General features: G+C 46.5%; 13 protein-coding genes. 7 read left to right on the top strand and 6 right to left on the bottom strand.

Translation table 11 applies throughout. The annotated features are described in order from the left end of the window. Positions 1 to 57: 57 nt before the first annotated feature. Entirely contained in the window at positions 58 to 921 is an 864-nt protein-coding gene (locus B9Y67_RS11855) for an SDR family oxidoreductase (RefSeq protein WP_085506928.1), read from the top strand. Positions 922 to 1,199: 278 nt separating this feature from the next. Here B9Y67_RS11855 and B9Y67_RS11850 read toward each other — a convergent pair whose 3' ends face one another. From B9Y67_RS11850 to B9Y67_RS11840, 3 genes are read right to left on the bottom strand one after another with little or no spacing between them, the layout of a single operon-like run. Then, a complete protein-coding gene (locus tag B9Y67_RS11850; RefSeq protein ID WP_085506927.1) occupies positions 1,200 to 1,706 on the bottom strand; it encodes a GDYXXLXY domain-containing protein in 507 nt (168 codons plus the stop codon). Next, positions 1,703 to 2,902: a DUF2157 domain-containing protein gene (locus tag B9Y67_RS11845; RefSeq protein ID WP_176223987.1), complete on the bottom strand. Its 1,200-nt coding sequence runs from the start codon at positions 2,900 to 2,902 to the stop codon at positions 1,703 to 1,705. The genes B9Y67_RS11850 and B9Y67_RS11845 overlap by 4 nt, the downstream gene beginning before the upstream one ends. A gap of 2 nt (positions 2,903 to 2,904) precedes the next feature. After that, positions 2,905 to 4,089 (bottom strand): DUF418 domain-containing protein, encoded by a 1,185-nt coding sequence (locus tag B9Y67_RS11840; RefSeq protein ID WP_176223986.1) that lies wholly within the window; start codon positions 4,087 to 4,089, stop codon positions 2,905 to 2,907. A 97-nt stretch (positions 4,090 to 4,186) separates the two neighbouring features. Here B9Y67_RS11840 and B9Y67_RS11835 point away from each other — a divergent pair, with 97 nt between their 5' ends. From B9Y67_RS11835 to B9Y67_RS11810, 6 genes are all read left to right on the top strand, one after another. Next, positions 4,187 to 4,405 carry a spore germination protein gene (locus B9Y67_RS11835; protein WP_085506925.1) on the top strand — a complete coding sequence of 73 codons (219 nt, stop codon included), beginning with the start codon at positions 4,187 to 4,189 and terminating at the stop codon, positions 4,403 to 4,405. A 12-nt stretch (positions 4,406 to 4,417) separates the two neighbouring features. Then, positions 4,418 to 4,651 (top strand): spore germination protein GerPB, encoded by a 234-nt coding sequence (locus tag B9Y67_RS11830; RefSeq protein WP_085506924.1) that lies wholly within the window; start codon positions 4,418 to 4,420, stop codon positions 4,649 to 4,651. Between the two features lie 70 nt (positions 4,652 to 4,721). Continuing rightward, positions 4,722 to 5,288, top strand: coding sequence for a spore germination protein GerPC (gene gerPC, locus B9Y67_RS11825; RefSeq protein WP_085506923.1), 567 nt, complete (start codon positions 4,722 to 4,724; stop codon positions 5,286 to 5,288). Next, positions 5,288 to 5,506, top strand: coding sequence for a spore gernimation protein GerPD (locus tag B9Y67_RS11820; protein WP_085506922.1), 219 nt, complete (start codon positions 5,288 to 5,290; stop codon positions 5,504 to 5,506). Before gerPC ends, B9Y67_RS11820 begins: the two co-directional genes overlap by 1 nt. Further along, positions 5,499 to 5,891 (top strand): spore germination protein GerPE, encoded by a 393-nt coding sequence (locus B9Y67_RS11815; protein WP_085506921.1) that lies wholly within the window; start codon positions 5,499 to 5,501, stop codon positions 5,889 to 5,891. The genes B9Y67_RS11820 and B9Y67_RS11815 overlap by 8 nt, the downstream gene beginning before the upstream one ends. A 28-nt stretch (positions 5,892 to 5,919) precedes the next feature. Further along, the gene (locus tag B9Y67_RS11810; RefSeq protein WP_062444286.1) at positions 5,920 to 6,138 is read left to right on the top strand and encodes a spore germination protein; all 219 of its coding nucleotides are present in this window, start codon (positions 5,920 to 5,922) and stop codon (positions 6,136 to 6,138) included. A 63-nt stretch (positions 6,139 to 6,201) separates the two neighbouring features. On the opposite strand, the gene B9Y67_RS11805 is transcribed toward B9Y67_RS11810, so the two are convergent. The 3 genes from B9Y67_RS11805 to addB are packed head-to-tail and all read right to left on the bottom strand — an operon-like array spanning position 6,202 to position 13,723. After that, on the bottom strand, positions 6,202 to 6,507 hold the full coding sequence (locus B9Y67_RS11805; protein WP_254901790.1) for an HNH endonuclease: 306 nt from the start codon (positions 6,505 to 6,507) through the stop codon (positions 6,202 to 6,204). Then, positions 6,504 to 10,223, bottom strand: coding sequence for a helicase-exonuclease AddAB subunit AddA (addA, locus tag B9Y67_RS11800; protein ID WP_085506920.1), 3,720 nt, complete (start codon positions 10,221 to 10,223; stop codon positions 6,504 to 6,506). Before addA ends, B9Y67_RS11805 begins: the two co-directional genes overlap by 4 nt. Continuing rightward, positions 10,223 to 13,723 carry a helicase-exonuclease AddAB subunit AddB gene (gene addB, locus B9Y67_RS11795; RefSeq protein WP_085506919.1) on the bottom strand — a complete coding sequence of 1,167 codons (3,501 nt, stop codon included), beginning with the start codon at positions 13,721 to 13,723 and terminating at the stop codon, positions 10,223 to 10,225. The genes addA and addB overlap by 1 nt, the downstream gene beginning before the upstream one ends. Positions 13,724 to 13,778 lie beyond the last annotated feature (55 nt).

The raw sequence follows: 13,778 nt of genomic DNA, 5'->3' as shown, positions 1-13,778 counted from the left end.
CTTTACGGGCTGGGCAATCTAAGTCTACATCTATTAATACATAGGAGGATGATTCATATGTCTAGCCAAAAGAAAGAAATACAGCCAAAGCAGCATCAGAACCGCCAGCCCGGCTTTGAAAATGAAATGAAACCGCTGCCTGAATATGACGATAAAAGCTATAAAGGCAGTGGTAAATTGCAAGGAAAAGTTGCTATTATAACTGGTGGAGACAGTGGAATCGGCCGGGCTGTAGGCGTATATTTCGCCAAAGAAGGTGCAGATGTCGCTATTCTTTACTTTGACGAACATGAAGATGCCCAGTTGACAAAGCAACTCGTGGAGAACGAGGGCAGCAGGTGCGAAGTGATCAACGGAGATATCGGTCAGGCCGATTTTTGCGAGTCATCAGTTAAACAAATCATCAAGAGTATGGGCAAAGTCGATATTCTGGTTAATAACGCTGCCATTCAATTTCCTCAGAAAAACTTTCTCCATATTACTAATGAGCAAATGGAGAACACCTTCCGGGTCAACTTCTTTTCTTACTTCTATATGACTAAGGCGGTGCTCCCTCATATGAAAAAGGGGGGCAGTATTATTAACACTTCATCTGTAACTGCTTACGAAGGGAACGAACAGTTAATTGATTATTCTGCTACCAAAGGTGCCATTACCACCTTCACCCGTTCCTTGGCAAAGTCACTGGTCGGTCAAAGTATCCGTGTAAATGGTGTTGCTCCTGGTCCGATTTGGACCCCCCTTATTCCAGCCAGCTTCGATAAACAGCAGGTAGCCGAATTCGGTTCCGATAATCCGATGGGACGGCCAGGGCAGCCTAGAGAGCTTGCGCCGGCCTATGTTTACTTAGCCAGTGATGACTCCAGCTATGTCACCGGCCAAATGATACACGTCAACGGTGGTATACCAGTCAACGGATAACCTATGAGCTAGAACTTACCTTTGTCTTTTATCCACCTTTTGGTATACATGATTTCAATAATCACCCCTGTTAACAACAATAATACAAGAAAATAGGCAGGGGTATTATCTGGGAGCAATACAAATAAGACAACCGGAGCAATGGAAATGAACAGAACAACTTGCCAACGTTTTATAACGGAGAAGATCCTTCGCCTTGGGTGAATGATTCATCCCTCCTTTTCTTCGAGAAAAGCAGTTCATTTAAAGGTTTAATACTTCTAAATGAACTGCATTCTTTAGTCTATCTTTAAATTAACGATTTTTTTCTGTCCCCATGGAGCGACAACTACTTCGACAATTATATCATCTCTTTGCTGCTCATACTGTTCCCCCGTATTTTCTTCCACATGGTAACGGTTAATTCCATAAGTGACCATGTGCTCAGACCGTCCATCGTTATGCCATTGATATTTTCCCTTTAAGCGTACCTGCCCTGCAGCTGGGTCCAGCTTTTCCTGAGATGCTGCTGCAACCTGATAAAGTCCATTTTCTCCTTCTTCAAGAAGAACATAAACGATCTCTCCATATTCTGGCACCGCTCCTGACCATTTTCCTGCATCAATGGTTTCTATTTCATAATTCAATATAACGTAATCCCCGTAGAAAAGATCACGGGGATCAATCGGGGCTGTTTTCAGCTGAATTGTTTCCCCAAAGGCATCCATAGCATAATAGGCGACCGACATGCCGACTAAAAACAACACCTGAGCAGCGACAATAATATAGAAGGCGAAACGCTTCATATTTCCTGCCCCCTTTTCGATAAATTCCTACGCTTCCGTTCAAGAAAGAAGCTGAGCAGAAACAACAGGATGCCGCCAATAAAGAAGAACAGTGATTTATCCATAAAGTCCCAAGCCAGTTGAATATAAGCGACGATGGTACTAAGGACGAAGGCCACTGTCCCTTTGGTTACCAAGTCCGATTCCTCTGTCTGATAGCCCCGCAGCAGCCAGCCAAGCGCATATATGAAGAGAAGCATCAGTACGAGCATCGATCCTGCTTCCAGGAAAAAGACTGGTAAAAACAGTACCAGATTGAGCATCAGAATCAGGTTATCCCTGCTCCATAAAAGATAAACAGCTGCTACCATAAGCACCGCCCAGATGACAAGAAATAGAATATCCCCATTTATGGATTCTATAAAATAATCGATCTCTAACATGAATACTTGCCAGATAGCGAGGATGAACATACCAGCCACGCTCAGTTTAGTAAACGGGATACGGATTCCCGGCTTTGATACAACGTGACCTGTAACATAAAGAACCAGCAGATAAAGAATCAGCCATTGAAATGATTCATGTTCGACAAGACTAAGGATAAGCGCCTGCAGCATGTAGCTCAGTGCAAATAACGTTCCATACAGCCAATCAGCCCGGTGATAGACAAAATGACCGAAGCCGAATAAAAACAATAGGCCAAGCAGCAAATGATATTCTGAAAAATTGCCGACACTGTACACCTGTCCAACCGTCACTATAATAATTGCCAGTATAAACAATGTCCGTTCTTCAAATAACGCAAATACCAGCAATGCAGCCAGTGCCCATATAAAAAATGGAAAAGCACTGAATGAGGTGTAGTTGTACATTTGCCCGGTCAGGAATATTCCCGAGCCAAATATCAGCACTGCTATGATGAGCAGGCTGACTCCAACTGCCTCCGATCGTTTACGGTAAACATGGTCGCCTGCCAGATAAAATCCGAGCATCGCCAGGATGATGATCGCCATCCTGGCAATGTGGGGGATTGCTCCCCAGTTGGATGCGATGAAGCTTAAAAACCCCAATCCAATGAATATAGCGGCCAAGGTCAATAAGACAGGCTTCTGATTCCGATTCGGATACAGTTTTATTATTTCTTCTAACTGATCCTTCTCAATAATTCCTTTATCGACCCATTTCTTCCCTTCACTCTTCACTTGCTGCCTATTCATTTCTACCCCTCCTGCCGCCTGCGTAATGGCTGTTTTTTTCCATATGTCAGTGTACGCCAGACCCACTCTAACGGTCCGTAACGATAGGATTGCAGCCACCATTTACTTGCTATCGTCTGCACACTGTAAAACAAGACGACGATTATAACACTCCATAACGGGGACACTTGCCCATACAGCCCAAATCCGACGGAATAAAATAACAAAAAAGCGAATAATGACTGCAAAATATAGTTGGAAAGTGATAACTTGCCGACATAGCTTAATCCTCGCAACCACCGCTTCCCTATCGGAGACTGATACAGCAAAGTAACACTGACAACGTAAAAGACAGCAGAAGCACTTCCTCCGATATTATCCTGCATTAACTGGAACCAGGCTGGATTCCCAAAGAGATAAGGTCCTGCCTTAAACACGAGGAATAACAGGAATGTCACTGCCCATAAGGAAACTAATGCCTTCTTATGTCTTTTTGGCTGATGCAGCCATTTTTTCCGGGCGATATACATCCCAAACAAAAACATTGGCAAAAGACTCATGATAAGAAACGGCCAGTTCATCGGGGCGTTGGTATAGTTCCAATCATTGAGATTCTGGGACCAGATATCGAATAACGTCCCGTTTCCGTAATTTTCTTCAGCCTGTTCAATGGCAGGCTCATTCACCCATCCCCCATAATCAGAACCTAAGCTGTAAAGGCTGAATGTGAAAAAAACAGTGAAGATCAAAAGCATACTGAATCCCCAGGCCAACAATGTTTTTTTCTTACGATTCAAGAAGAATAATAACAATAAACCAATTAGCCCATAGGATAGTAATATATCACCGTGCCAGATCAAAAAAGCGTGGATGAGTCCGAAACCGATTAATATCACTAACCGGCGGCCGATAACGTATTTGGCGCGTAAACCTTTATCAACAAGCCGCTCTCTCATCATTTCTATTCCGAAACCGAATAAAAATGAGAACAGCGTATAAAAGCTGGCCTGGAAAAATATATCGATGATCGCCTGGATGGTATGGCTAGTCCCGGAAGACCAGTAGATTTCTTCCCCACCGTATAAAAAATACGGCGCATTGAAAGCAGGAACGTTGACCATGAATATACCAAAGATGGCCAAACCACGGGCAGCATCAATCCATTCCAACCGTTCCGCTTCCCGTAATGGTGTTCCAATGTCCTTCATCGTGCTCACTCCTTTATTATATTTTACTGCTTTCATTCCTAACTTAATAGATGAAGGATTAAATAAAATTTATACATATTTAAAAAGGAGGCTCATCATGCCAGCACAAGTAGGCGCAGTAAAAGTCCTATCCATTTCTTCGTCCAGCATTTTCAATATCGGAGACGTTTACATGATTGCTCCCACCAGTTCAGCAAAAACATTTGCCGGCGGAGGATCATTCAATTCAGGAGATGGAATCCGGGTCGATTTAGGAAGATCTGTCACCTATGTTAATGACCGGGATGTCTATGACCAGTCCAAAGTAAAAAAATAGGAGGCGTCGACTATGAGTATCACCATCCACCAGTCTATTTGTATTAACCTGCTGAAAATCGGCGCTGTCACCAATTCTTCGGTTCTTCAAATAGGCAGCGCTGGTTCGATTCAATCTCGTGCTGAGCTGTATAACACCGGGGGCTTTACTGAACCAGCTCCGTTGGCTGAGCCTCTCGAAGGCGAGATAGGAACCTATGAACCTGGTGGCGGACCAATGGTGCCGCTCTCAGCACCAGGAGGATGATTTTAGAATCACAGCTTACGTTCTTTTGCATAAATTAGGGATATAGCCTAATTCCAACGGGGGTGATGGAATGAATTATTACGGTTCATGGCAGCAGTACATGGAGCAGATGATGAAACAGCTGCAAGAGCAGCAGAAAGAAATCAAGGCTTTGTATCAAAAATTAGAATCCCTTGAACAAAACCATTCCGATCAACCCAGGACAGTGATAGAAAAAATAGAATATAATTTTGACCAGTTGAAAATAGAATCATTGGAAGGTACCCTTCATATCGGATTGACGCCGCAAGAATTAAGTGAAATTGACGATGCTTCGGTATGGCGCCAGCAGAATCCTATCCAGAAAGCGGCACCGAAACCAGACAATCAGCAGGTTTTGGAGGAATTAGACCACTACCTGACAGAGCAAGGTGGTTCCATTATCCGCAGTCTCGCCACTCACCATGAGGTTGACATGAATCAGCAAATAGAGCAGAGCATCGTTCAGGATATCCGAAATCAACTGCCTTCGCGGATCGAACATTATGAAAACCAGGATCCAAAACCAGGAGCTGAAACAATCGTCCAACAAATTAAGACGGAAATCGAACATTCCATCGCTCAATACCTGGAACGATCCAAAGGAGAAGATAAATAATGGCTTTTATCGTCCATAATTGGGGACTCCATGTTGGTAATGTAGACATCACGGGGATTTCATCTTCCTCTGTATTTTTAATCGGAGATAATAAACAAATACGGTTAAATTCTTATTTTGACACCCCCCCTGAATCCCTGATTATCGGCCCGTTTGTTCCTTTGGGTACAAACAGCGGCACAGCAGATAACACGGTGGAGACAACAGAAGATGAATAAACGGCTTGTAAAGTTGGATGACATCAAAGTTATCAATGTCGTTTATGGCACAACTTTCATCATTGGTGACAGTCACCGGGCGACGCCTTTTGCACGGGTAATAGCCATCCAAAAAGAAGGTGCCAGATTTGATGAAGAAATCTATTCCTACGATCAATACCCACTTTTTACGAGACAATTCAAACGACTCCCTCCCTCAGGTGCTGTCAACGATATCCATTACCAGCACAATCCAACGATCAATGTCGGCAGAGTCAGGGTTAACGGTGCTTCCACTTCTTCCATGATACAAATCGGCAGTCTTGATGAACTGGATGCGGAAGCACGTGTGAAGCATATTCGGATACTCCAGGATGAACAAGAAGAGAATACAGGCATAGACTGAATGAGAGACTTTTTGAAGGAGGGGTAAGATGCCATCGATTGTCGGCCCCATAAAAATCAACAGCGTTGGCGGCGGGGTCATAAACTTTGGAGATGCTTTCTACCTGTCTCCGAAAAGCACATCGAAAACCAACGCCGGTTCCGGTTCTTTGAATACCGGGGATTTTATCAATACGAACAACGGATTCAGCTCCACCAATCCGTTCGATCCGGATGTCAATGATCAGAACGTTGCCGGAAATGCATAAAAAAGACGCTGCAGCTAATTAGCGCAGCGTCTTTATATGAGTAAAAACAATTATTTGGGATGTTCACCGCTGGTTACGCCTTCGATGCGATTTCCTGGTCGTAATCTTTTTCTGCGGGTCCTGCTTTTTCACCCAGCGCAAATACTTGGCCATATCGGGGTGGTCGGCAAGCCGCTCCAATGTATGATAAAAACCTGCCAGTTCTTCATTCGTAAATAAGGCATGGATTTGTCGATGACAGGCGCTGCACAACTGGGCAGTCGGCCCATCCGCGCCTCCATACTCTTTTGGAATCAAGTGGTGGTCGGTTGTCGTAACCGGTGACCTCGCGCATAAATCGCACGTTTTGTCATCGAATTGCCGTATCACTTTTTAACCTGCTCCGTGGAGAGCAAAAGTGGTCCATCGAAAAAATAAAGACACTTTTCCACGACTGGTTCTTTCCATATCTTTTCGAGAGCAGTCTGGTAGAGCTGTAATTGCACTTCATACCGGGAAGAAAGCTTTTCCTTCAGCTCCCCGGTCACCTCTTCTGTAATCTTATCGGTTTTATAATCCAGAATCAGCCATCCCCCTTCATATGGTACGACACAGTCGATGACACCTTGAACGAAGACCTGTTCATCAGTTTCACCCTCCCAGTCGCGGTACACCTGATGGGCCGGAAGCGTCAAACTAAAAGGCACCTCTTTTTCCACCTGATCCGCCTGAAGAACGAATTCCCCGATCCCGGTATCGAAAAAAGCTGCAATTGCTGCATTATCGATAATATCCGCTTCTTCTGGACGGAGCACTTCCCAATCTACTAATTCCAGCACAAATTCCCGGACTTCGTGTTCTGAATATTTTCTTGTGAACGGCAAATGCTGCATGACTGTATGCATCGCGGTGCCTCGCTCTGCTGCCGTCAGCTTCTTCTCTTCCTGCATGAAACGCGGTCGCTTGATAATCGGTGCTTTGAACGGCAGCACCATATCATTGCTGCTATATTCATCTAATTCTTCCCGCTGCCTTTTCAGTTCGGTTACCGACTGCTTAGCCCGGGAATTTGCAGCCTGATGATAGGGATAGGCAAAATTTAATCGGCGGTCTACTTTCTCTGACTCCCCATTCTCTTCGACTTCTTTCCAACCGTATACAGCGTCTTTTAAGCGTTCATCGCGATTCTTTTCTAATTCCTCCAGCTGGTTATAGGCACTGCCATGCTTGATTTCTACCCGCCATTCTGATTCATCCTGCCATAATTCTTCAGACGTTTTCACTTCAAGATCCGGATGACGCAATGGCTCTGTTTTATAGTGACGGATCAAAGCGGGCCCTACCCAATCGAGATAGCTTTTTGATTCCAGCCGATAATGCGGTGGCAGTACCCAGCTCGGGTGCTCCAGGAATTCCAGCCACTTCTCCTGCTTTTTCTCGAAAGACGCGACATTTCCGACCATGACGAGCTTCTCTTTCGCCCTCGTCAATGCGACATATAAAACCCGCATCTCTTCCGCCAGCAATTCGCGAAGCTTTTCCCGTTTTAAGGCGTGGTAAGCAAGCGTCGGATACATAATCCGTTTCTCCGGGTTGATGTAGCGGGTCCCGAAACCATAATCTTTGTGCAGCAGGTATTTCGAGCGGAGATCCATCTGGTTGAACTGTTTATCCATACCGCCCAGAATAACAACCGGAAACTCGAGCCCTTTACTCTTATGGATGGTCATGATCCGTACCACATCTTCCTGTTCGCCCAAAGCACGGGCGGCACCAAGGTCATCGCCTCGCTCCTCGATTCGTTCAATGAATCGTAAGAAACGGAACAGTCCCCGGAAAGAAGTTGCTTCATAGGAACGTGCCCGGTCATACAAAGCGCGCAGGTTCGCCTGACGTTGCCGTCCCCCTGGAATACCTCCCACAAAATCATAGTAGCCGGTTTCCCGGTAGATTTCCCATACCAGCTCTGACAATGCCCCCTGCCGTGCACGTACGCGCCACGATTGGAGTTGTTCTAAGAAACTATCAATCTTGCGTTTAACCTCTGGCTCCCCACTAAAAGCTTTCATCGCTTCATAGTAAGTCGTGCGCTGTTTAGCAAGCCTGATTTGCGCCATTTGTTCTTCATCGAGTCCGACGATCGGTGAATGAAGCACCGATGCCAGCGGGATATCCTGCTGTGGGTTATCGATGACCTTTAAAAGGCTTAACATGATTTTTATTTCAATCGCTTCAAAGTAGCCGGAGGACAATTCAGCATACACCGGAATCCCCTGCTGTTTCAGTTCATCGACAATCGTAGGTGCCCACGTCATTGAACGCATCAAAATCACAATATCTCTGTACTGAACCGGACGCTGGAATTCTGTCTCTTTATCGATGACCTGGAGTGGTTCCTGTTCATTTTGACCGATCCACGTTTTGATCAGCTGGCCGTATGCACGGGCTTCGATCTGTGCTTTTTCCAAGTCACGATAGTCTTCCCCATCTTCTGACGGCTGGTCGTCTGACGCTTCCCGGTCAATCACTAATAACTCAGCATCCGTATCAGAGGAAGTGAGTTCATCATAGATGGAATTGCTGTAAATGAGTTCGGCATCGGCCTCATAGTTCATCTCGCCGACTTCCTCATCGAGGATCTGGCGGAAAATATAGTTTGTTGCTGCCAGCACCTGTTTTCGGCTTCGGAAATTACGGGCTAAATCAATCCGCTCCCCAGGGTGGTCGTTTTCTTTGAACTGCTGGTATTTGTCCAAAAACAACGTTGGCTCGGCATGGCGAAACCGGTAAATACTTTGCTTCACATCACCGACCATGAATAGATTTCCACCGTGTTCTCCACCAGTCAATAGTAAAAGAAGCGTTTCCTGGACAAGGTTCGTATCCTGATACTCATCGACGAGTACCTCGGAGAACTTTTCCTGGAAATCAAACGCGACGTTTGATGGGATTAGATGATCCGTGGTAGATGCTTCGTCACGCAGGACGTCTAAGCAATAATGCTCCAGGTCGGAAAAGTCGACAATCGCCTTTTCCCTTTTCAGCCGAGTGTAGCGCTCACGGAACTCTTTGACCAATGTCACCAGCTGGGCAATGACAGGATGTAATTCCTTCATATCAGCAAGATGACCATCTAATGAACGCGTGAACCACTCGCCAGCCATGTCATTCCATCGCTTCTTGTAGCTGTCCCGTATCGCCTTCACCTGATCTTTTTTGGCTTCATCGCAATCCGCCTTTTTACCGGATAGCCGGGCAAACTTGCTCGTCTGCATAAATTCCTGAAGTTTTTCCCATGACATGCCAGCAAGCCCTTTCGCTTCCTGAATCATGGCAAGGTCGGCATCGATTGTTTCGGCATAATGATAGGGACCATCTGCTTCCTTTGTAACTTCCAGTGCTTTTTCCGCTTCCACTTGAATTGCATCTAGCTGGCTGTCTACTTCCCGCTTCAGCATCCTCAGCCAAGGCAGGTCTGATTCATCGGTATCTTCCGTAATATGATACATCGCCGCCATCTGATCCAGCCAGTTTTCCGGAGAAGGATTCTGCATAGCAAACGTGTATAAGTCGATGATTAATGACTCCACTTCCAAATCACTGCGGTCGTTGGAAAAACGATCGACGACTGCGAAGAAAGCTTCCCGCTCTTCTCCTTCTTTTCCATACCAGTCTTCGAATAATTCTTCCAGCACTTCCTGCTGCAGGAGATCGGCTTCAATATCATCTGCAATCCGGAAGCTTGGATCTATATCGAGCAGGTAAGCATACCGGCGCACGACTTCCATACAGAAAGAGTGCAGGGTGGAAATGGATGCCGTCTGAAGCAGGGATAACTGCTTCTTTAAGTGATTGGATTCCGGATTCTCCTCGAGGGCTTTGCTTAGCGCCAGACCGACACGGCTTCTCATTTCCTGGGCAGCCGCGTTGGTAAAAGTTACGACTAACAGGGAATCGATATCAACGGGGTTTGTTGGATGCAACAGCTTTTGAATGATCCGTTCAACCAAAACGGCGGTCTTACCAGAGCCTGCGGCCGCTGAGACAAGTACATCCCTCCCGCTTGTATGAATCGCCCGTTCTTGTTCTTCTGTCCAGCGAACCATTAGACATCCCCCTCTCTTTCTTGTTTCGCAATCCGCTCTAAGACTTCCTCATCTTTCATATCTTGCAGCTTGCGAAATTTATTCTCTTCTAATGTTGGGTCAAATTGGCAGACAGAGCGAAATGGACAATACGTACAAGCTGTCTGCTGATCATGCTGGAATGGGTCCAGCTTTACTTTTCCATTCGTGATACTCGTACCCGCCTGTATCATGATGTCGCGAATATAGCCCTGCAGGCGTTCAAACATATCCAAGTCCGCCGTTTTGGAACTTTTGTAAAATCCGCCTTTAGCCGTGAGTCCGGCCGGAACCATGTTACTTGTCCCTTTTTCCAGGCTCGTATCCATCATTTGAACAATCTGTTGATTTTCCAACAGCAAGCCCTGCATTTTGAATTTCTTCAGGATTTCATCTTCTATCTTACTGTCATCCATTTTCTGCTTGCCGGAAATCATCGGATTATGGACATGGAAGTATAGCACCCCGGCGGGCGATGCCTTGGCACCAAGCCACTGTTCCGCATAGGTGAGCACGACATCGAGATAGGACAGCATCTGAAGCGCCAAGCCATAATAGACTTCCACCAGGTTCAACCCTTTGGCGCTTGATTTATAATCGATAATCCGCAAAAACAAGTCGTCCTGGTTGAGGGCTTTATCAACCCGGTCGATTCTTCCCCTGAGCATTAATTCAAATCCATTCGGCAAATCAAGTGTCAGCGGCGGGAGTTCGTCTTTTGGCCCGAAGCCAAGTTCCATGCCAACAGGCGAGAATTTCGAGTTTCTTGCCTGTTCACTCAATACAAACGCTGCTCTTGCAATGACGTTCTGCAGTTTATGCTGTAAGTACTGATACCGGTTGGAGCTATGCAGGATCTGATGCTGAAGAATCGGTGCCAATTCTGTAACGGCACGGGTCGCATACTGGGTACTCGTTCGTTTATCCAGTTGAGAGAAGTCTTTTCCTTCTGCCTGGATCCACTCGGTGATTTTTTTCAAGGCTTCGTGGAACAGCTGACCGATGTCAGGTGCATCCAATTTATATGTTTTCCGCTCTTCCAGCTGCAGGCTGTACCTGGCAAAGTGCTGATAAGAGCAGCGGTTATGCATTTCAAGCCGGGACACACTCGCTTTTACCTGCTTCGGATACAGTTGTTCTGTCGTCTCCCTGCTTAAATTCACCGGTTTATTTTGATAAAAAAGGCTCTCGAGAATACGGTTGGTGAGACCGCCTTTTTGCTCATGTCTGACATACCAGTTGAACACATCCCACCAGACCGGACGCATGCTGTACCCTTTCAAATACCGGGACAGTTGTGCCGTAAGCGCCCCTCTTGTCTTTGTTTTTGTAGTAATGAAACGGTCAGCATCTTCCAGGTCGTCAGGATCCTGAAGCAGGATATGATCCTGACAGCAAGGAAACAATTCTTCCACTCGGCGTATAATCGGTGAGGGGGTTTTTGATTTCCCTTCTTCATTGCTGAGCGGGTAACTGATCCACAACCGGTCGCGCGGCATCGTCAGAGCGAGATATACATAAAAGCGGTCATCCAATAGCTGTCGTTTACTGCCATCAGCGAGCTTCAGTCCATGTGTGGCTAATAAATCACGTTCTTCCTCACTGATCATCCCATCACCAGAGGGCTTCATCGGCCATATGCCTTCGGTTACTCCAAGCAAAAAAGCGGCCTTAATACCAGAGATTCTTGACCGGTCGACAGTACCGACGATGACATGGTCCATACTTGGCGGCACATGAGAAAATCGTAATGATTCGAGACCACTTTCCACCGTGTTGCGGAACACCTGTAGAGACATCGTTTCGTCACCAGCCATCTCGACAATTTCATCGAGCAGCTGCAATACGGCGTCCCATACCTGTTCCTGCTCCCGGCCGCGCTCAATTTGACCGTTTTCATCAAAGTCATCCCGCCATTTTTCCAACTGTCCGGGGACGTCCATTGCTTCCAGCCAAGTGTAGATGACGCGGCATTTTTCCCCAATCGTCTTCGCTTCTCTCAACCCTTCGTCAAATGTTTCGAGAATGTTGGTCACCTGGCTGCGATATCGGTTTATCCGGTTCTGTTTCGCCCGTTCCTCATCGGTCTGGGAAGCCTGATCGAAACCGCGGAAACGCTGGTATACCCAAGGTTCCTTACTGCACCAGCGCTCACGGGATCGAATGCCATATTCAAGGACATAGTTTTCCAATTCATCAATGGCATCTTCGTCAAGCGGATACTGGCGGTCATCTGCCAGGCTGAATCCGCTTTTCAAGAGGCGGAACACCGCATCGTAACGCCAGTTTCCTTCAACAACATCCAGCCCGGACCGGATTAATTCGATCAAAGGATGATTGAGCATCGTCCGCTTTTCATCAAGAAAGACCGGAATCTCATAATCTTTGAACACAGTTGTAATCAGGTCATGGTACGCCTCTGGTTCGCGCATTAAAATAGCAACGTCTTTGTAACGGTAACCTTCATCCCGGACCAGGCGAAGGATTTCCTGTGCCACCCCCTCGACTTCGGCACGAGGATGGACTGCTTCTGCGATTTGAATCGGTGCCTCCCCTTCATAAGGAGGAGCCGGCCGTTCATCGAAATAGTTTTCCATATGCAAAAAGTGCGGCCTGTCTTTGAACCTGCCTTGCTTGTTATCGAGAATCGTTGTTCCATCAAAGTTGATGTCTTGTTCTTCAGCCATGGCAGTTAATGTTTCATAGGTTTCTCCCGTCTCATGGAATAAGTCGAGCTCGGAGCGATCACCCGCAGACGGCTTATCTAGCGTCAAGGCGACATGCACACACTTCGTCCGTTTTAATAAACCCTCGATAACCATCATTTCCTGCGGGGTGAAGCTGTGGAAACCGTCAATATAAATTTCCGCGCCTTCCAGGAACCGTGCCGTCGGAATTTTATCCGCCAGCATCTGCAGCTGATCTTCTCCATCCATATATTGGTCTCTGAGGGCGTGATCCAGGCGATCATATATATAGCTTAAATCTTCAAGCTTATTGCGCAGGGCAATTTCACTGGCATATTGGTGTGTGAACTGATCAATAGCTTCCATCTGCCCATGGAGCACCTCCGGAGTAATCCGATAACGTTTAAATTCGGTAATCATCCCTTCCAGTTGTTCCATGAAGCCCTGCTTTTCGATCGCTTTTTGAAAAACGAGCCAGTCCGATGTCCGTTCTTCCGTGATTTTCCGAAGCATCATTTGAATTCCGGTAGAGCTTATGTACTTCCGGGTATTTCCGCCCGTTTCCTGCAGTACACGCCATGCCAGCCTGGAAAAGCTGAATACCTGGGCGCGGATCGACCCTTCGATGCCATCCCGCTGTAATAGCGCATATTCCTGCTGGAACGTCATCTGGTCCGGGACGAGATAGATAATCGGCGGTCCTTTTGGGTCTTCTTTTAACTTTGCTTCGATTTCTTCCATGACGGCGGAGCTTTTACCGGCTCCGGACCGTCCGAGTATGAATCGGATTCCCATCGAATGGTTTCCCCCTTCGTTATGCACATCGTTATGCCTTTTACATATCGTGAAT

It is taken from the genome of Thalassobacillus devorans, assembly GCF_900176565.1.
GTDB classification, from domain to species: Bacteria; Bacillota; Bacilli; order Bacillales; family Halobacillaceae; genus Thalassobacillus; species Thalassobacillus devorans_A.
This window is presented reverse-complemented; position numbering and strand designations above follow the sequence as displayed.